We start from the raw sequence: 15916 nt of genomic DNA, 5'->3' as shown, positions 1-15916 counted from the left end.
GGGCAAGACCTTCATTCGCCCGGCTGCCGGGCGGCCTGCCGCACCAAAGCCCGAAAGATGTTCTGCTGGCTGGCTATCTGGGGCATGAACTCCGGGTGCCACTGCACGCCCAGAGCCAGGGGCTGGCGCGTGTGCTCGATGGCCTGCACGACTCCCGAAGGCTCGCGGGCCACGACGCGCAGATCGCTGCCCAGCGTCTTGACGGCCTGGTCGTGCAGGGCGTTGACCCTGGCCGAAGTCGCGCCCAGGATGCCCGCCAGGCGCGAATCGGGCTCCAGCAGCACCTCCTTGCGCGGAAAGACAGTGCGCACCTGCGGGATCTCGGTGTAAAAGGCCGACAGCTCCTGATGCAGGCTGCCGCCAAGTCCTATGTTGAGCAATTGCGCGCCGCGGCAGATGCCCAGGACAGGAATTTGGCGCAGCAGGGCCGCGCCGAGCATCTTCAGCTCCAGTTCGTCGCGGGCGTGGTCCACGGCCGGGGCCTGCCGGGTGCTGAGCACCAAGCGCAGGAGCCACAGGAGCGGAAAAAGCCCGATGTTGAGCCAGCGCCGCCACCAGACCCGCTCGCCCTTCTGCTCGCGTATCGATTCCTCCAACTCGAGCCGTTCCTGGCCGTAATGGCGCGGATCCACGTCCGAGCCGCCACCAAGGACGAGCGCATCGATATCCACGGGGTGTTGCCGGGACGGGGTTATGCGGCAGGCCTTGCCGCCCGCGCGCCGAATGGCCAACCATGTGCACAGCCAAGCCGCCAGGCCGCCCTTGTCCGGTCCCGTGACGCCCACCAGCGGCCTTCGCATCAGCGCAGCAACCTACGTACCGTCTCAGGCCAATCCGGAGTCAGCAGGTTCCGGGGAAAGCCCGGGCGACTGACATATTCACGGCCCATGGCCTCCAGCTTGTCCCTGTCCTCGGCCAGCTTCTCCACGCTCACCCAATGGGACCACTCGTCGGCCACGTTCCATTCAGGATCGTCGAGCCGACAGTTGGGCAGGCGGTAGTGCAGGGCAGGCCTGGGTTTGATGAGATGACTTTCCACCGGATAGCGTCGCACCAGCTCACAGTTGAGCTGACATAATAGCGGGAGCAGGTCCAGGGAACGGTTGCGCGTGGGGTTCGCCTCCAGGTAGTCCGCCATGAGTGCGGACAGGTCGGGTTGATAGTTCTGGTCCACGACCCTGGCCCGGTAATCGTGCGGAAATTCCTCTATGAATGGCGTCACGCGCCGACTCAAGTCGATGTCCGACTCCTCGGCGATCCACTCCTCCAGGAGCAGGTAGGCCTTGAGCAGGCTGAGAATGGTTTCGCGTTCCAGATCGGGCAGCTCGATGTTGAAATGCAGCCCAAAGGCATACAGGAGCGATTCGCCCGTGCCTTCGGCCCCGCGCGCCCGCAAAGCGTCCCGGAGGCGCTCAACGCTGTCCAACTCGGACAAGGGGATGGGCGGCGTGACGACCTCGTAGGGGATGACCGTGGCGGCCACGCGTTCCAGGACACCTTCCACCAGGTCGCCCGTGTCCAGCTCGTGCAGATGGATGCCGATCCGGTCCAGCAACTTCAAATAGCGCTCCTGCTTGAAGATGGACGAATCCAACTCAACGCCGAAGGTTCCGTGGCTCGTCCCCTCGATTTTGTGCAGGAAGCGGTTCTCGGATTTGGCCGTGCCGCCGTAAACCTCCCGCACCGCCGCGATGATCTCCGGAAAACCCAAGCCCGCGAACTCGAGTTCCACGCCGACGCGGCGTTCCCGACCTTCATGCGTATGTGTTCTTGGGGGCATGGCGAAGGGCATGCGGCCTCCTGGTTTGCTCTTGCCGCGATCAGGCAGCCGGTCCTGTCGGCTTGGGCGGCAATGAACCAGGATATCATCGGGGACGGGCCCGGTCAGCCCATTGTTTTATCGATATGCGTATTGCGGAGGCGGGAAGGGCTTAAGTGAAGTCCCGGCCGATCTGCCGGAACAGCTCGTAGACGAAGAACGGCGGCATGGTCTGGCCGTCGAAGCACAGGTCCATGAGCTTGGCCACGAGGTTGCCCTTGGGCGTGGCGAAGCGCTCCACGTCCACGTAATGGCTCTTGCTGCGACCCGTGACCGAGGCTATTTCGCGGATGATCAGCCGCCAGCCTGCGTTGCCGGAGCGTTGCCAGCTCGTGTCCACGTCAGTGCGGCCGCCGGCGTTTTTGTGGATGATGCAGACGAAGTCGCGCAGGCTGAAATGCTGGCTGCTCTGCTTATCGGTCACACCCAGGTATTCGCCCTGCTCCGAACGGAACACCAGGGGCAGGCGCAGGAACTCCGCAGGCGGACCCTGCAAGGCCTCGAGCTCGTTCAGGCGCGCTTCCAGACGCTCTTGCCGCTCCAGGTTTTCCAGGCGGTCCCGAGTCAACTGGTTCACCTGCCCGGCCAGCCGCACGGCCTCCTGGCGTACGGCGTCCAGCTCCCCGGTCAATCTGCGTAGTTCGGTGGACAACTCCACGATTCGCTCATCATCGGCCTCGTTTCGGGCCGCATCTCGAACAGCGCCTTCAGCAGGCTCCAGGGCTGTCTTTGACTCAACTACCGGAGCAATCCCTGATTGAGCTGACTTCTCGCGCTCACCAGGCTCTGCTCCGGTCAGGCGCTTTTTGATCTCGGCGGCGTTAAGGCCCTCGCGGTAGAGCTCCGCGATGCGCTGCAACGTTTCGACCGACGCTTCCGGATAACGTGTGACACGGCCGAAGCGCTTGCCCGGAAAGAGTCTCGGAAAGGACTTCACGTAGCGGCGCACGATATTCCTGGCCATTCCCGCAGCCTTGGCCAGGTCGGCTATGAGCAGATATTCTTCCACGCTGCCGCCCATGCATACCTTGTGCCGCGCATCGGCGTTCAGGACGTGCGGATTGTGGTGGATTTCACCGCAAATATCCAGGCCCGACGGTCCTATACCTAACCAGTCCAGTCCACCGGCAGGCGCACCAGGCTGCCGGCTTTGTTTTTGAACAGCAGGTGGCCTTTGTCCCGGCCGAACAGGTACAGGTCGCGAGTGATGCGCACATCGGCCCGGCAGTACTCGGCAATGAGATCCACCCGGCCTTCCTTCCACCAAGCCAGAGCCTGCAACCCGTCTGCGCTCTTGCCGGCTCCCAGCGTGGCCGAGGCCAAATGGTCCAGGGCCAGCCGATAGCCCAACCGCCGCTTGACGTGCTCCAGCATGTCCAGAGTCTTTAGCCGCAGGAAGTCATACTCCACGCAGCCCGAGAGCACTGCGTAGTCGAAGCGGCGCACATTGAAGCCCACCACCAGCTCCACGCCGGACAGCAGCTCGCACAGGCCGTCCAGCTCGTCCTGCCCGAACGTATGAAACACATCCGTGGTCGAGTCATAAGCCACGGCCACGCTCACGCCCATGTCCCGCGCCCTGTGCCAGCCGCCGACCTCGGCGGCCGAGCGGCGCGTCTCCACGTCGAGGACCACGAAGCGGGAAGGCGAAGGCGAACTGGGGGCGCCGCCCCCAGACCCCTGCCGGGGGAACTCGTCCCCCCGGCCCCTCCGCTGTGCGGCAGAAGGGCGCTGTTCGGATGGACCGGGAGACGCCTCGGGGTCGGTCGGGAAATCGGCGGCGTCTTCTCCGGCCAAAGCGCCGGCGAATCCGCCGCCGCGTTCGCCGGTCGGCCTGCGGCCGACCGGGGGGATAGTATCTGCGAGATATACTCTTTCCGGAGCGATGGGGGCCGAGTCTGCGAGGGCCTCATCGCTCCGGAACATCGCGGGTCCAGCGGGGCGTCCCCCCTGGTGGGTGGGGTTCGGGGAGGGCAACGCCCTCCCCGATTCTCCACAAAGCAGTTCGAGCACGAATGCCGCGGCGTCTTTTGATATGGGCCGGTTGCCGGAGCCGCATTTGGGCGAGTGCACGCAGGACGGGCAGCCCAGTTCGCAGGGGCATTCGCGCACGACGGCCAGGGTTTTGACCAGCAGTTCCTCGGCCTTGGTGAAGGCCAGGCGAGACAGGCCCACGCCGCCGGGCGCTCCGTCGTAGACGAAGACCGCGGCCGAGTTGACTTGCGGATGGAAAGGTATGGAGATGCCGCCGAGGTCGTTGCGGTCGCACATGACAAGAAGCGGCAGGATGCCGATGGCCGCGTGCTCCACTGCGTGGATGCCGCCCATGAAGTGGTGGCGTTCTTCCTCGGCGGCGGCCTGGATTTCGGAAGGGATTTCGATCCACAGGCCCTCGGTTTCATAGGACTGGGGCGGCAATTCCAGGGGCACGATGGTCAACATCTTGCCGTCGCTGGTGCGGCGTTTCTCGTAGCCGGTGATGGTTTCGGTGACGCGCAGCCGGCCGTGGTGCACGCGGGTGTCGAGGACCTGACGCGAGCCGTACACACGCAGGATTTCGGTGTCCTTTTCGCCGCGCACGCGCGTGTAGTAGCCCACGCGGGCTTTGTGAGCCAGGGCGCGCCGGCCGGGCAGGTCCAGGCGATCTACTACAAAGGTCTCGCCCCGGTGCAGGTAGACCGCGCCGTCGTGCGCCTCGCGGAAAGCGCGGTACTCGTCGATCTGACCGATGACCTGACCGTCGACCTCGATGACCATGGTGCCGCCGGCTCCGCGCAAGTCCACTTCGCGGTGGGGGCGCTTGCGCCGGGAATGCAACTGGCGGCCGTCGGCGGATTGCAGGAGCGTGCCTTGTTGCAGCATGTCCTGGGCGACCTGGGCGATGCCTTCCTCCTGGAGCATGGGCTCGTCCATGCGCAGGGGCAGCTCGGCGGCGGCGCAGTCCAGGTGACGGGTGACGATGACCGGGTTGGCCGGGTTGAGCACGGCGGATTCGGGCGGCCGGTTGAAGAAGTCCTCGGGATGGCGCAGGAAATACTGGTCCAGGGCGTCTTCCTGGGCGATGAGCACCACGGCGGATTCCTGCTGCTTGCGGCCCACGCGGCCGCCGCGCTGCAGGGTGGCCATGATCGTGCCGGGGTAGCCCACGAGGATGCACAGGTCCAGGGAGCCGATATCGATGCCCAGCTCCAGGGCGCTGGTGGTCACGACGGCCAGCAGGTCGCCGGAGGCCATGCGCGTTTCCACTTCCCGACGCTCCTCGGGCAGGAAGCCGGCGCGGTAGGCGCTAATGCGCTCTTTGAACTCGCCGGACTTCTCGGCGGCCCAGATGGCGATGAGTTCGGTCATCTTGCGCGACTGGCAGTAGACGATGGTGCGCAGGCCGCGTTCCAGGGCTTGGCGTAGCAGGCGTATGGCGGCAGTGGCGGCGCTGGCGGCCGGGTCCATGAACAGGAAATGTCGCCGGCCCTGGGGCGCGCCGCTATCGAGGATGACCTCGGCCCGCAGATTCGTGAGCAGGTTGGCCAGCTCGCCGGGGTTGCCGATGGTCGCGGAGCAGAACACGAAGGTCGGCTGCGCGCCGTAGTAGCGGCACATGCGCAGCATGCGCCGGAAGAGCATGGCCATGTGCGAGCCCATGACCCCGCGATACGTGTGCACCTCGTCCACCACGACGTGCGTGAGCCCTGCCCAGAAGGCGGCCCAGGTGGAGTGGTGAGGAAGCAATGAAAGATGCAGCATCTCGGGGTTGGTCAGCAGCACGCCGGGCGGGTCCTCGCGCAGCTTGCGGCGTCGGTGGTCGGGCGTGTCGCCGTCGTAGATGGCCGCGCCGGGGCGCGGGTCGGGCGGCAGCAGGGCCGTAAGCTCGTTGAAGGAGCGCAGCTGGTCCTGGGCCAGGGCCTTGAGCGGGAACAGCCACAGGGCCTTGCTGTCGGGCATGGCCAGGGACTGCTCGATGACGGGCAGCGTGTAGGTCAGCGACTTGCCGCTGGCCGTGGGCGTGGCCACGACCACATGGCGGCCGGCGCGCACCAGGTCGCAGGCCAAGGCCTGATGGCTGTAAAGCTTGGAAATCGACCGCGAGGCCAAAAGGCCCTGCACGAGCCTGGGCCATGGCCGGCGCGTCTGGGCCAGGCTCTCGGCCCGCTCGGGCAGGATCTCGTGATGGACGACCTGGTCGCCGTAGGGGTCGTCCTTGGCCAGGCTGGCCAGGAAATCATGGATGGTCGGGTTCATGCGTGCTCGTTGGGGTCTTGGACCGTTGGGGCGCGCCGGGTGAGGCATGGAGGTTGCGCCGAGTGGCCGGGCCAAGAAATAAGGCTCACAGGCTGCAAATCAAGGGCCGCGCGCGTACCGGCGCGCTGGCAGGCCTTGGCCGGATAGTTCAAGACCACGCAACGCTATCCTCTCCAGGGCCGCAAGCCAAGCGTCGCGGCCAGTCGAAAGGTCGAAAGAAGAACCCTGAAGATATTTGCATTAGCTCGGGTGCGTGAAGAACCCACTGGAGAGACTTGGGCCGCGTGGGAGGGTGTTTCTGTTCAAGATGCAAAAAGCCCCCGAAGCGGATGCTTCGAGGGCTGCAATTGCGGGGCAGTGCTAGTCCAATGCTACCCCTGGAAAATGCTCAGGTATGTAACCTGTTGATTTGCGTTGGCGTCCCCAAGGGGATTTGAACCCCTGTCGCCTGCGTGAAAGTCGTGTGCTTCTAAACTATTAGGCCGCTAAACTGCCTTAAATCATTAGACCTGTCGATGAGCCAAGTGCCACCAAAAACACGGAAAAAACGGATTGGGACACGTGTCGGACACGTAGTTTTAGCTGAACTGCAATAGTCCAGATGAACATGTGGGGAGATGTGGTTGGCGATGGCCTGGACGTGGGGGCTGTCGTCAAACACGGCACAGGTAAGCAGTCTCAGCTTGTCGACAGAACGACTGGTGGGGCAGCACCGTGGTTGCGGAGGCCGCCGAACCAAGTGAAGTCGGCACGCAAGCGGTATCGTGGTTCCCAAGGAGATGCCAACCGAGGGCGCCGAGTCGGCCATCCCCTGGCAATGAACTATAGGCAGGCGGGAATAAGGGGTCAAAAAGATGGGATTGGTAAAGATAACGGCCGCAACGAAGTCGGCTAGGCTGTATACAGTTTAGCCGACTTCGTTGCGGTCTTTGTGTCATATACTTGATGAAAGGATGACTACAGAGATTTGTGGGTTATTTATCGTAAGGGATTGTTATTACTCGCCGATACGATGATGTATGTTGTCAGCAAAGCTGGAGTAGAATGGATCTAGCGAAGTGTCATCACTTTCGCACCTCTTTTGAATATCTAAAGAGGTGGATTTAGAAGCGGCGGCTTTATCACTGATACATTTTAGGATGTAGATGAACAGGATAGTCAATAGTATGACCGTGCTATGGATGATGTAGTCGATGTAGGCTTCCACTATAGGCTCCTTTCAGCCGGAGTTGTAAACGTTATATTTTCGGCAATTCCGGCGGACAAAAATGCTGCAATCTGCAGTTTATGGGCACCAAACTGTCGATAGAGCCTGTCTTTATACCGGTTTTACGCATATGCATCAAGAGGCATGGATTGATGTGTTGATAGCATTTATTCTGCAAGCTAAACTACGGCACATTGCACATAAAATGGGGGCAGGGAGCCCAGCTCCCTGCCGGGAGTGAGTCTGAGAGAGGGCAGCGCCCTCGCTTGGTTCAACCGCAAGCGCCTATAATCGTCGTTTGTTAGCTTTGTCATGGTGTTATTGGCCGGCTGCAAGCCGACCAATAACACGATAAAGCAGGAGGTGAATTGCCGTCGGCGATCAGCCGACGGCAAGGGCTTTGGAAGCCCCCCTTTTGAACGTACGAAGGCCCCGCATTCGCGGGGCCTTCGTTCAGTCGTCCGTCTCATGCATAATTCGTCGCCTTGAATCGATGGGAAACCGTTCCCGGTTGAAGTCGCTTCGTCCAGCGCACTTGGCGGCGGCGACCATGGCCTTCGCCAGCTTGCGCTTCTGGGCGAACACGCTGGAGTAGGACGGCTTGAGCCGCTCCTTGTCTTGAAAGACCGCCTTAACCTGTTCAAAGGGACGGTGAATGGCCAAGTCCGCGAAGAAGGCCAACTTAGCCTGGAAACAGTCCTTGGACAGGGTAACAGTGCAGCGTACGTCCATCTGGACTATCTGGTACACGAAATTCGCGCCCGCCGGGATGCGGATGCGTGCGCTTGGTGTGCTGCGGCGCTAGATTCTAACACCGGCACTATCCGGGATATTCGGGGAAATGCCGGGATATATCGGGACTCGTGGGCATCCGAGGGGAAAAGGCTGATTTGAACACCGCCGCCAGAAAAATAATCCGCGCGGCGGTTGTTTTAGACACCCCCGCTACGGCGGCTGACAACTTCCTCTAGTTCAATGTCCGGCCTGAAATCAGGCGGCAACCCAAGGTCAGCGGCGATCTGTGTGCGGGCGGCGTTATACTCTTTTGAATACATATCCCTGAATTTTGGATAACGCGTTTCAAGTGCATTGATAAACTTGATTTTATCAGGCGTAGCATTTTTGGTTACAAATACTTCCCAAGTCCACTTATCGCTCCCAGAGTGTCCGCGTCCATCAGGACAATATCTGGCCAGGGCCAAAACATTGAATCCAGAAAACGTGTCTCCAGACTTGGCGCATGTTATCCAGACCTCAACCACGTCGCATCTTTCATTTTGCTGGAGATTAACGGCAGCAGATTTGACCGCCTCCAGCAACATGTCAAACGTCAGATCATCTCTATCAGGAACAAGCGTAAATGACTTTCTACTCCTGCCTGGAAAACTAAAATCTTCTTTACCAGTGATTGAAAATGCAACTTTCTCCGCAAATCCATTTGCAGAAAATATAAAAGAGAATGCTAGTGCGATACATAACGATTTAGCAACCTTCATCAGCGGGCCTCCCTGCACCACCACACAACCCGGCCGATAATGCGGACGTTGCAGCTCTCTTCGTTAAGATCAACGGGGATAGGTTCGTAGTTTTTGTTTGCAGATCGAAGAATATACTTGCCGGGGATTCGGTCCACGTACTTGATGAAAACCTCACTATCAATGCCTATCGCATAGATTCTACCCACATGCACGTCGGTCTGGCTCTGGTCAATCAGGGCCGTGTCACCTGCCTTGATCTCCGGCTCCATTGAATCCCCGTAGATGTCCATCAAAACCATCTCTTGAGGATTGCCTCGGGCTCGAATCCACTTGGAGCGGAAGGCGAATCGCCCTGTGATTTCCGCGCTGGTCTCCAGGCTGCCTGTCCCGGCAGAGAGCCTGGCCTCGACCTTTGGTACCATGACCAACTCCGGGTCGCAGGGTTGGATTACTTGGCTAGGAAAACCAACACCCATCCTTGAAGCTTCGGAGTGCTCACCGGCGCCCTGCTTGGTTCCGAAGAGGAGCCAGTCTACAGAGCAAGAAAGGGCAACTGCCAGTTTTACCAGGTGGTCTCCCTTAGGCAGAAGCCCGCTTTCATAATTCTGGATTGAGGATAGACCAACACCAACTTTTTGGGCCATGTCACGCTGGGACAAGCCCAGCTTCTCGCGTTCTTTTTTGAGTCTTTCCCCAAAATTTTGTGTCGCACTTCTAGGGTCAAACTCCGACACAAACTCCGACAGCCCTTCGTTGGTCGCCATCTGTTGCTATCTCCATATAATTCCACACAAATCCATAAAAGTGGGTCGCTAGCTCATAAAAATGAACTGCGACATACTTTTTCATGTTGACTCCCAAAATTATGGGTCATAAAGTGCCCAGAAAGATGGTCACAAAACGACCGTCACGGTTAGACCTTACTCGGCACTCCTTCGGGGGGTCAATGTCCGAGGTCACAAATTGACCGGATAGCGAATGCGCAAGTCAGCGGACGGTAGGCAACTTTCCCTCTTCGGGCCTGGACTGGACGTACTCCAGGCGCTCAAGGCGGCCATGAACAGGGCCGCCAAGGAAAGTGCTTTGTCCCGTGAGCAGATCTGCGACCGCATGTCCGAGGTGGCCGCCGAGCACGGCATCAGGTTGCAGGCCGGGAATGCCTTACGAATGGCTCCGGCGACCCTTGAGAAGTGGCTCAATCCAGCTGACCGAGAGCATGTGCCTGGGCTGCGCGCTCTGGTGGTGTTCTGCCGCGTCGTGGGCGATCACGGGGCCATCCAGGCTCTGGCCGCGCCGCTTGGGCTCACGATCATAGATGAACGACAGGCGGCGCTCCTGGAGCGGGCCGAGATCGAAGCCGAGATCAAGCGGCTGCAACGTCGCAAAAAGAAGCTTGAGGAAGAAATATGAAGCAGGGCTCAGGCAAGCGGCGCAAGCCGTACAGGATCAAAGAATGGATGGCTGACATCGGCCTGGAGGTCAACGACGTGGCCGCCGAACTGGGAGTGCACCACTCTCTGGTTAGCCACACGATATTCGGCCGCAAGAACAGCCGCCGAGTCCTGCGTGCCTTGAGGGACAAGGGCTGTCCCAAGCAGTTCCTGGCCCTGCCTGAGGACCTGGAGAACAACGGACAGGAGGCGGCGTAGATGGCTACTCCGCGAATGGATCAGGCGACCAAAACGGCCAATCGAGTATCTCTGGCGCGAGAACGTCGAGATATATTTCTCCAGCAACGGCCGTGGCTTGCAGGTAAGACAACCCTGGCGCGAAAAAGTGCTTTGTCAGCGCATCCAGCATTGCGCTGGCTTGCTTGGCATGCGCGATTGGTCCGAGCACGAGCAACGCTCTTTTTTCAGGGGTTTGTGAAGGGCGTTTAACGACCCATAGCAGGGGGCGCTGAATCCAACAACGGCCGCTCTGCGGCTTTGTGCGGCCCAGCCTTGTAGGACCAAAGAGGATAGCGGGACAGCCGGATGACTACGCTGAAAGACGTATACAGCACGAAGGAGCTTGCGGACCTGCTCGGCACAAGCGAGCGGACGATCCAGCGTCAAGCTAAGGCTGAAGGCTGGCAGTCCCGCCCGCGCTCCGGCCGTGGCGGCGGAAGCGAGTGGATCACCTCCGCCCTGCCCATCGAAACCCGTGACAAGCTTGCCGAGGCGCTCCTGGCTCGCTCGGCTCCGGCCGTGATCCTTGCCCCGGAGGCCATTCCGGCCCCGGCCGTCAGCCTCAAGACCTGGCAGCGCGAGATCCGCGACGCGCGACTGGCCATCCTCGACGCCGTATCCCGCCTGGGTGCCGCCGTGGGCATGCTGGAGGCCGAGCGCAAGATCGCCGAAGCGGCCGCGTGCGGCGGCCTGGTCGAGCACCTGCAGGCCCTTGTGCTCAAAGCCAATGCCCGCTCGGGCTCATCCCGCGCATTGTCCGCCGCGACCCTGCGCAACTGGCGGCGCATCCTCAAGCTGCAGGGCCCGGACGGCCTTGCGCCCAAGGCTCCCGAGGCCAGGCGGAACGATCCGGCCTGGCTGCTCTATTTCATGAAGCTGTACCAGCGGCGCGGCCAGCCAAGCATCAGGCAGTGCTATGAAGAGCTTCAGACACCTGGGCTCCTGCCGGACGATGTGACCTTGCCCGCGCTGCGCACTGTCGAGCGCGAGCTGGCGCGCATGGGCGTGCGGGTCAAGAACAAGGGTCGCCTGGGCTCGCGCGAACTCAAGAAGTTCATGGCCTACAAGCGTCGCGGCCTCGACGACCTGGAGCTGGGGGACGTCTACACGGCGGACGGCCACAAGGCCGACCTGAATGTACAGCATCCCATCCACGGCCAGCCCGTGCGGCCGGAGATCATCTCCGTGCTGGATCTTGTGACCAGGCGCTGCGTGGGCTGGAGCGCCGAGCTGCACGAATCGTCCTGGCTCGTGGCCGACGCCGTGCGCAACGCCGTGGAGATCGGCGGAATCCCGGCCATCTTCTACGTGGACAACGGCTGCGGCTTCAAGAACGAGGTGCTCACAGGCCCGGCCCTGGGCATGCTCTCCCGCCTGGGCACCTCGGTGCAGCACTCGCTGCCCTACGGCAGCCAGGCGCGCGGCGTCATCGAACGCTTCCAGGGCTCCTGCTGGGTCCGCTCCGCACGCATGCTGCCGGCCTACTGCGGCATGGACATGGACCAGCAGTCCCGCAAGGAGCGCGACGACCGCATCAAGAAGGACCTCAAGGAGCAGGGATCGTCCAAGCTGCTCATGAGCTGGCAGCAGTTCGTGGACTGGGCTCAGGGGTGCATCGACGCCTACAACAACCGCCCGCACTCCAGCCTGCCCAAGATCACCGACCAGGAGACGGGCCGGGCTCGGCACATGAGCCCCAACGAGCTTTGGAACCTGCGCCTGTCCCAGGGAGCTGAGGTCCTGCGGCCAACTCCCGAGGAGACCGCCGACCTGTTCCGGCCCTACGTTGTGCGCACCGTGCGCCGCTGCGTCGTCCAGGTCGCCAACAACTCCTATTTCGCCCGTGAGCTGGACCTCTACCACGAGAGAGAGGTGCAGGTCGGCTACGACATCCACAATGTCCAGATGGTGTGGGTGCGCGACCTGGAAGGCCGGCTCATCTGCACGGCCGGCCTGGACGCCAACGCCACGCCCTACTTCCCCAAGCCCGTCATCGAGCAGGCCCGCGAGGAGCGCGCCCGGCAGCAACTCAAGCGCATCCGGCGCAAGGAGGACAAGATCCTGGCCGGAGCCGCGCCCATGCTGGAGGCCGCGCCCGTGGCCGTCGAGCTTACCCCGGCCCAGCAGGCCAAGCACGCCGAGCTTGTGCGCGAGTTCGAGCAGGCCCTGCAGGCCAAGGCCGAGCCGGCCGAGCAGGTCAGGCCGGAGCCGAAGCCCATGGACATCAAGAAGGCGCGCTACCTGAGGGCCTTGAGCCTGGAGCAGCGGCTGGAGCGTGGGGAGCAGATTTCGGAAGCGGATGCCCGCTGGCTGGATGGCTACAGCAAGACTGCCGAGTACCTGAGCCAGCGGGACATGTATCGGGAATTCGGCCTCGCGGCGTTTGAAGCGTAGCCGCGAGGCCTTGTCAATCAAGGAGGTTGAAGGATGACCCAGGCACAACCCTCTGTCAACGGGGACGTGGCCCCACTGCGGAACGTGACGCTGCTGGACGAACTGGTCAAGCGGGTCATGAACCGCCCGCCGCATCTGCCAGGCATGGGCTGCTTCTACGGCCACAGCGGCTACGGCAAGACCGTGGCCGCGACCAGGGCCGTGGTGGTCAACCGGGCCGTGTACGTGGAGGTCGGCGAGAGCTGGACGCGCAAGAAGCTCTGCACAGCGCTCCTGCGCCAGGTCGGCGTACCGGCCAAGCGCACGGTGGCGGACATGATCGAGCAGATCATCGATTGCCTGTGCCGTACCAAGCTGCCGGTGCTCGTGGACGAAGCGGACCATTTGGCCCGCAAGGGCATGATCGAGGTGGTGCGCGAGATCCACGACAAGAGCGGAGCGTCCATCGTGCTCATCGGCGAGGAAATGCTTCCGGAGCTGCTCTCCAGGTGGGAGCGCGTGGACAACCGGGTCCTGGATTGGGTTCCGGCCCAGCCCGCGAGCCTTGAGGACACGCGCCATCTGGCCCGGCTTTACGCCCCAGGCGTTGAGATCGGCCAGGACCTGCTGGCGAAGATCCACGAGGCCGGAGGGGGCCGCGTGCGCCGGATCTGCGTGAATCTGGAGCGGGCGCGCGAGCGCGCGGCCATCGAGGGCCTGGAGATCATGGGCCTGGCCCAGTGGGGCGACGAGCCCTTCTTCTCCGGCCGTCCGCCCGCCAGGAGGCGCTAGCCATGGCCCGCAAGCCCATCCATCAGCAGTCGCGGATGCGCGGCCAGGACCATTACTGGCGGATCATCTCCGACCTGGACAGGGACAAGAAGCCCATCACCGTCAGCAGCGTCCATGCCCTGAGCAACGGCTCGCGCGCAGCCGTGGTCGACTACGTGCGCCGCTTGGTCAAGGGCGGCTATCTGCGGCCGGCCTACATGCTCGGCCCGGCGCAGGTCTACGAGCTGGAGCGCGGCAGCCTCCAGACGCCGCGCCTGGACAAGGACGGCCAGACCGTGCGCATGGGCTCGGGCCGGGAGAAGATGTGGCTGATCATGCGCATGAAAAAGCCTTTCAATTACCGCGAGCTGGCCGACGCGGCCAGCGCCGACGGCGTGCGCGTGGCCGAGGGCGAAGCCAAGGACTACGTGAAGCACCTGTTCAAGGCCGGCTACCTCGCCGAGGTGGAGAAGTTCGGGCCGCATCGCCTGGCGCGCTATCGCCTGTGCGACGACCGCGACACTGGCATTCTCCCGCCTCAGATTCAGCGCACGAAGCAGATCTGGGACCCGAATGAGGGGCGCGTGGTCTGGAGCGCTGGAGGTGTCTCGTGAGCATCGTAGGACCCAAGGAAACCGCCGTGCGGGTCGCCTGGCGGGACGATGCCCCGGACTGGGTGCTCGCCCTGGCCCGCGAAGTGGACGCCGGGCAGAAGCAGGCCTCCTTGGCCAAGCGTCTTGGCTACTGCCCGGCGGTCATCAGCGGTGTGCTCAAGAACGACTACAGGGGCAACCTAGCCCAGGTCGAGGCCCGTGTGCGCGCCGCGCTCATGAGCGAGCGAGTCACCTGCCCGGCCCTGGGCGAGATCACCGGCCAGGAGTGTCTGGAGCAGCAGCGCAAGCCGCTTGCTCCTGACAGCGGCTGGGCCGTGAAGCTTTGGCAGGCCTGCCAGGCTTGCCCGCGAAACCTGCAAAACAAGGAAGGCGGAGCATGATTACGGAGAAGTTTAACGCGGCTTTAAATGACCTCGGATCGCTGGCCGGCACGGTGCCCTCGGACATCTGGGAACGCCTGAGCCCGATTCATGCGCAGCTGCGCGGCATCCAGGAGCCCCTGTCCAACCTGGAGGCCCTGGGCATCATGTCCACGATGGAGGACGGCGAAAGGCTCCACGTGGCCTGCCCCGAGAACGGGGTAAAGCCGGGCCAATCCGTGCCGCTGAGCGAGTGCCTTGTCTGCGGCCAGCTGAATGACTGCTTTCGCGCGTAATCGACAGACCAAGGAAGGATGACCGTGGCACGGAGCAAACCGCAAGTGATGACAATCGAGGATCTGGCCCAGGCCGATGCCGTGCTGGAAGAGCTGTGTCGCATCGGCCGCAAGCTGGGCGAGATCGAGGCAGCCATGAACGAAGCCCTGGACGTGGCCAAGGCCGAGGCCAAGAAGGCGGCCGCACCCCTGGCCGCGCGCAAGAAGGAGCTGGAGACGGCTCTGGCCACGTTCGGGGCCTACAACAAGGCCGATCTGTTCAAGAAGCGCAGGTCCGTTGAGCGCGCCTTCGGCGTGTTCGGCTTCCGCAAGTCCACCAAGCTCAAGCTTCTTTCCAAGTTCACCTGGGCACTGGTGCTCCAGCGCCTCAAGGAGCTGAAACTGGAGGACGGCATCCGGATCAAGGAAGAGGTCAACAAGGAAGCCCTGCAGACCTGGCCCGAGGAGCGCCAGGAGACGGTCGGCGTGAAGCTGGACACGAGCGACGAGTTCTTCATCGAGCTGAGCCAGGAGAAGCTCAAGGAGGAAGCGGCATGAGCGTCTTCAAGCACGAAACCGACACCAAGGGCGGCGTGCCAATCCTGGTAGTCCTGCCGGGCTACAAGCCCTGCAAGCTGACCAGGCCCGGCTCCGAGATCCGCGCGCGGACCGTCCGGAAGGGCGAGCAGCTCGTCTGCCCCAGGTGCGAGCGCACTTGCGCCGTGCCGCACTTCATCGGGGCGGGGAACGAGTTCGTCGTGTTCCGGTACCCGACGTCGGACAGGGGTGGGCGCTAGCCATGGCCGCCGCAAGCTACCGCAGGACCATCCGCGCGCTGCGCCTCCAGGCCGAGTGCGATGCCTGGAACGAGCGTCATCCCGTGGGAACTGCTGTCACGGCACTCCGGGACAATGGCGGCACGGTCCAGACTCGCACCAGGTCCGAGGCCCAGCTCCTGAGCGGTCACACGGCCGTGATCTGGCTGGAGGGAATCAGCGGCTGCTACGCGCTGGAGCGCGTGACGGCCATCGAATGAAGCGAAACCGTCCGCCCGTCCTCGGGCGACGGTCGGCCGGGCGTGGCGGCCCGGCCCTGATGAGCAGCCACAACGGAG

At 62.7% G+C, this 15916-nt stretch carries 17 protein-coding genes and 1 other RNA gene; 11 read left to right on the top strand and 7 right to left on the bottom strand.

What is annotated here, in order from left to right:
* Positions 1-11 precede the first annotated feature (11 nt).
* The 7 genes from H585_RS0104790 to H585_RS0104755 form a co-directional block, all read right to left on the bottom strand.
* Positions 12-800 carry a gamma-glutamyl-gamma-aminobutyrate hydrolase family protein gene (locus H585_RS0104790; RefSeq protein ID WP_034627165.1) on the bottom strand — a complete coding sequence of 263 codons (789 nt, stop codon included), beginning with the start codon at positions 798-800 and terminating at the stop codon, positions 12-14.
* Positions 800-1792 carry an amidoligase family protein gene (locus H585_RS0104785; RefSeq protein WP_027366972.1) on the bottom strand — a complete coding sequence of 331 codons (993 nt, stop codon included), beginning with the start codon at positions 1790-1792 and terminating at the stop codon, positions 800-802. The genes H585_RS0104790 and H585_RS0104785 overlap by 1 nt, the downstream gene beginning before the upstream one ends.
* Before the next feature lie 139 nt (positions 1793-1931).
* The gene (locus tag H585_RS0104780; protein ID WP_027366971.1) at positions 1932-2840 is read right to left on the bottom strand and encodes a MerR family transcriptional regulator; all 909 of its coding nucleotides are present in this window, start codon (positions 2838-2840) and stop codon (positions 1932-1934) included.
* Between the two features lie 86 nt (positions 2841-2926).
* Entirely contained in the window at positions 2927-6055 is a 3129-nt protein-coding gene (locus tag H585_RS0104775) for a DEAD/DEAH box helicase (RefSeq protein WP_027366970.1), read from the bottom strand.
* A gap of 1660 nt (positions 6056-7715) precedes the next feature.
* Positions 7716-8012 carry a hypothetical protein gene (locus H585_RS0104765; RefSeq protein ID WP_138708162.1) on the bottom strand — a complete coding sequence of 99 codons (297 nt, stop codon included), beginning with the start codon at positions 8010-8012 and terminating at the stop codon, positions 7716-7718.
* Positions 8013-8194: 182 nt separating this feature from the next.
* Positions 8195-8758 carry a DUF4875 domain-containing protein gene (locus H585_RS0104760; RefSeq protein WP_027366967.1) on the bottom strand — a complete coding sequence of 188 codons (564 nt, stop codon included), beginning with the start codon at positions 8756-8758 and terminating at the stop codon, positions 8195-8197.
* Positions 8758-9504, bottom strand: a complete 747-nt coding sequence (locus H585_RS0104755; protein ID WP_027366966.1) for an XRE family transcriptional regulator — start codon at positions 9502-9504, stop codon at positions 8758-8760. Before H585_RS0104755 ends, H585_RS0104760 begins: the two co-directional genes overlap by 1 nt.
* A 214-nt stretch (positions 9505-9718) precedes the next feature.
* Between H585_RS0104755 and H585_RS0104750 the strand changes: the two genes are divergently transcribed.
* The 11 genes from H585_RS0104750 (at position 9719) to H585_RS22360 (ending at position 15911) form a co-directional block, all read left to right on the top strand.
* Positions 9719-10150, top strand: a complete 432-nt coding sequence (locus H585_RS0104750; RefSeq protein ID WP_027366965.1) for a phage regulatory CII family protein — start codon at positions 9719-9721, stop codon at positions 10148-10150.
* The gene (locus H585_RS0104745) at positions 10147-10389 is read left to right on the top strand and encodes a hypothetical protein (protein WP_027366964.1); all 243 of its coding nucleotides are present in this window, start codon (positions 10147-10149) and stop codon (positions 10387-10389) included. The genes H585_RS0104750 and H585_RS0104745 overlap by 4 nt, the downstream gene beginning before the upstream one ends.
* 327 nt (positions 10390-10716) lie before the next feature.
* Positions 10717-12804 carry a Mu transposase C-terminal domain-containing protein gene (locus H585_RS20855; protein WP_051182952.1) on the top strand — a complete coding sequence of 696 codons (2088 nt, stop codon included), beginning with the start codon at positions 10717-10719 and terminating at the stop codon, positions 12802-12804.
* A 33-nt stretch (positions 12805-12837) separates the two neighbouring features.
* On the top strand, positions 12838-13575 hold the full coding sequence (locus tag H585_RS0104730; protein WP_027366962.1) for an AAA family ATPase: 738 nt from the start codon (positions 12838-12840) through the stop codon (positions 13573-13575).
* Positions 13576-13577: 2 nt separating this feature from the next.
* A complete protein-coding gene (locus tag H585_RS20850; protein ID WP_034627163.1) occupies positions 13578-14168 on the top strand; it encodes a hypothetical protein in 591 nt (196 codons plus the stop codon).
* A complete protein-coding gene (locus tag H585_RS0104720) occupies positions 14165-14548 on the top strand; it encodes a hypothetical protein (RefSeq protein ID WP_034627161.1) in 384 nt (127 codons plus the stop codon). The genes H585_RS20850 and H585_RS0104720 overlap by 4 nt, the downstream gene beginning before the upstream one ends.
* On the top strand, positions 14545-14823 hold the full coding sequence (locus H585_RS0104715; protein ID WP_027366960.1) for a hypothetical protein: 279 nt from the start codon (positions 14545-14547) through the stop codon (positions 14821-14823). The genes H585_RS0104720 and H585_RS0104715 overlap by 4 nt, the downstream gene beginning before the upstream one ends.
* A 24-nt stretch (positions 14824-14847) precedes the next feature.
* Positions 14848-15360: a host-nuclease inhibitor Gam family protein gene (locus tag H585_RS0104710; RefSeq protein WP_027366959.1), complete on the top strand. Its 513-nt coding sequence runs from the start codon at positions 14848-14850 to the stop codon at positions 15358-15360.
* A complete protein-coding gene (locus H585_RS0104705; RefSeq protein ID WP_027366958.1) occupies positions 15357-15599 on the top strand; it encodes a hypothetical protein in 243 nt (80 codons plus the stop codon). The genes H585_RS0104710 and H585_RS0104705 overlap by 4 nt, the downstream gene beginning before the upstream one ends.
* Positions 15600-15601: 2 nt before the next feature.
* Positions 15602-15838: a hypothetical protein gene (locus tag H585_RS0104700; protein ID WP_051182948.1), complete on the top strand. Its 237-nt coding sequence runs from the start codon at positions 15602-15604 to the stop codon at positions 15836-15838.
* Positions 15838-15911: hammerhead ribozyme type II (locus tag H585_RS22360), an RNA gene on the top strand. Before H585_RS0104700 ends, H585_RS22360 begins: the two co-directional genes overlap by 1 nt.
* The last annotated feature ends 5 nt before the right edge of the window (positions 15912-15916 follow it).

Source organism: Desulfocurvibacter africanus subsp. africanus DSM 2603, from assembly GCF_000422545.1.
Lineage (GTDB): Bacteria > Desulfobacterota > Desulfovibrionia > Desulfovibrionales > Desulfovibrionaceae > Desulfocurvibacter > Desulfocurvibacter africanus.
The sequence above is the reverse complement of the archived record's forward strand: the minus strand, read 5'-3'. Positions and strand labels throughout refer to the sequence as shown.

What these genes read in the sequence shown, in the direction of transcription:
- H585_RS0104790 (WP_034627165.1), bottom strand. Translation starts at nt 800, where the DNA reads ATGCGAAGGCCGCTGGTGGGCGTCACGGGACCGGACAAGGGCGGCCTG.
- H585_RS0104785 (WP_027366972.1), bottom strand. Translation starts at nt 1,792, where the DNA reads ATGCCCTTCGCCATGCCCCCAAGAACACATACGCATGAAGGTCGGGAA.
- H585_RS0104780 (WP_027366971.1), bottom strand. Translation starts at nt 2,840, where the DNA reads ATGGGCGGCAGCGTGGAAGAATATCTGCTCATAGCCGACCTGGCCAAG.
- H585_RS0104775 (WP_027366970.1), bottom strand. Translation starts at nt 6,055, where the DNA reads ATGAACCCGACCATCCATGATTTCCTGGCCAGCCTGGCCAAGGACGAC.
- H585_RS0104760 (WP_027366967.1), bottom strand. Translation starts at nt 8,758, where the DNA reads ATGAAGGTTGCTAAATCGTTATGTATCGCACTAGCATTCTCTTTTATA.
- H585_RS0104755 (WP_027366966.1), bottom strand. Translation starts at nt 9,504, where the DNA reads ATGGCGACCAACGAAGGGCTGTCGGAGTTTGTGTCGGAGTTTGACCCT.
- H585_RS0104750 (WP_027366965.1), top strand. Translation starts at nt 9,719, where the DNA reads ATGCGCAAGTCAGCGGACGGTAGGCAACTTTCCCTCTTCGGGCCTGGA.
- H585_RS0104745 (WP_027366964.1), top strand. Translation starts at nt 10,147, where the DNA reads ATGAAGCAGGGCTCAGGCAAGCGGCGCAAGCCGTACAGGATCAAAGAA.
- H585_RS20855 (WP_051182952.1), top strand. Translation starts at nt 10,717, where the DNA reads ATGACTACGCTGAAAGACGTATACAGCACGAAGGAGCTTGCGGACCTG.
- H585_RS0104730 (WP_027366962.1), top strand. Translation starts at nt 12,838, where the DNA reads ATGACCCAGGCACAACCCTCTGTCAACGGGGACGTGGCCCCACTGCGG.
- H585_RS20850 (WP_034627163.1), top strand. Translation starts at nt 13,578, where the DNA reads ATGGCCCGCAAGCCCATCCATCAGCAGTCGCGGATGCGCGGCCAGGAC.
- H585_RS0104715 (WP_027366960.1), top strand. Translation starts at nt 14,545, where the DNA reads ATGATTACGGAGAAGTTTAACGCGGCTTTAAATGACCTCGGATCGCTG.
- H585_RS0104705 (WP_027366958.1), top strand. Translation starts at nt 15,357, where the DNA reads ATGAGCGTCTTCAAGCACGAAACCGACACCAAGGGCGGCGTGCCAATC.
- H585_RS0104700 (WP_051182948.1), top strand. Translation starts at nt 15,602, where the DNA reads ATGGCCGCCGCAAGCTACCGCAGGACCATCCGCGCGCTGCGCCTCCAG.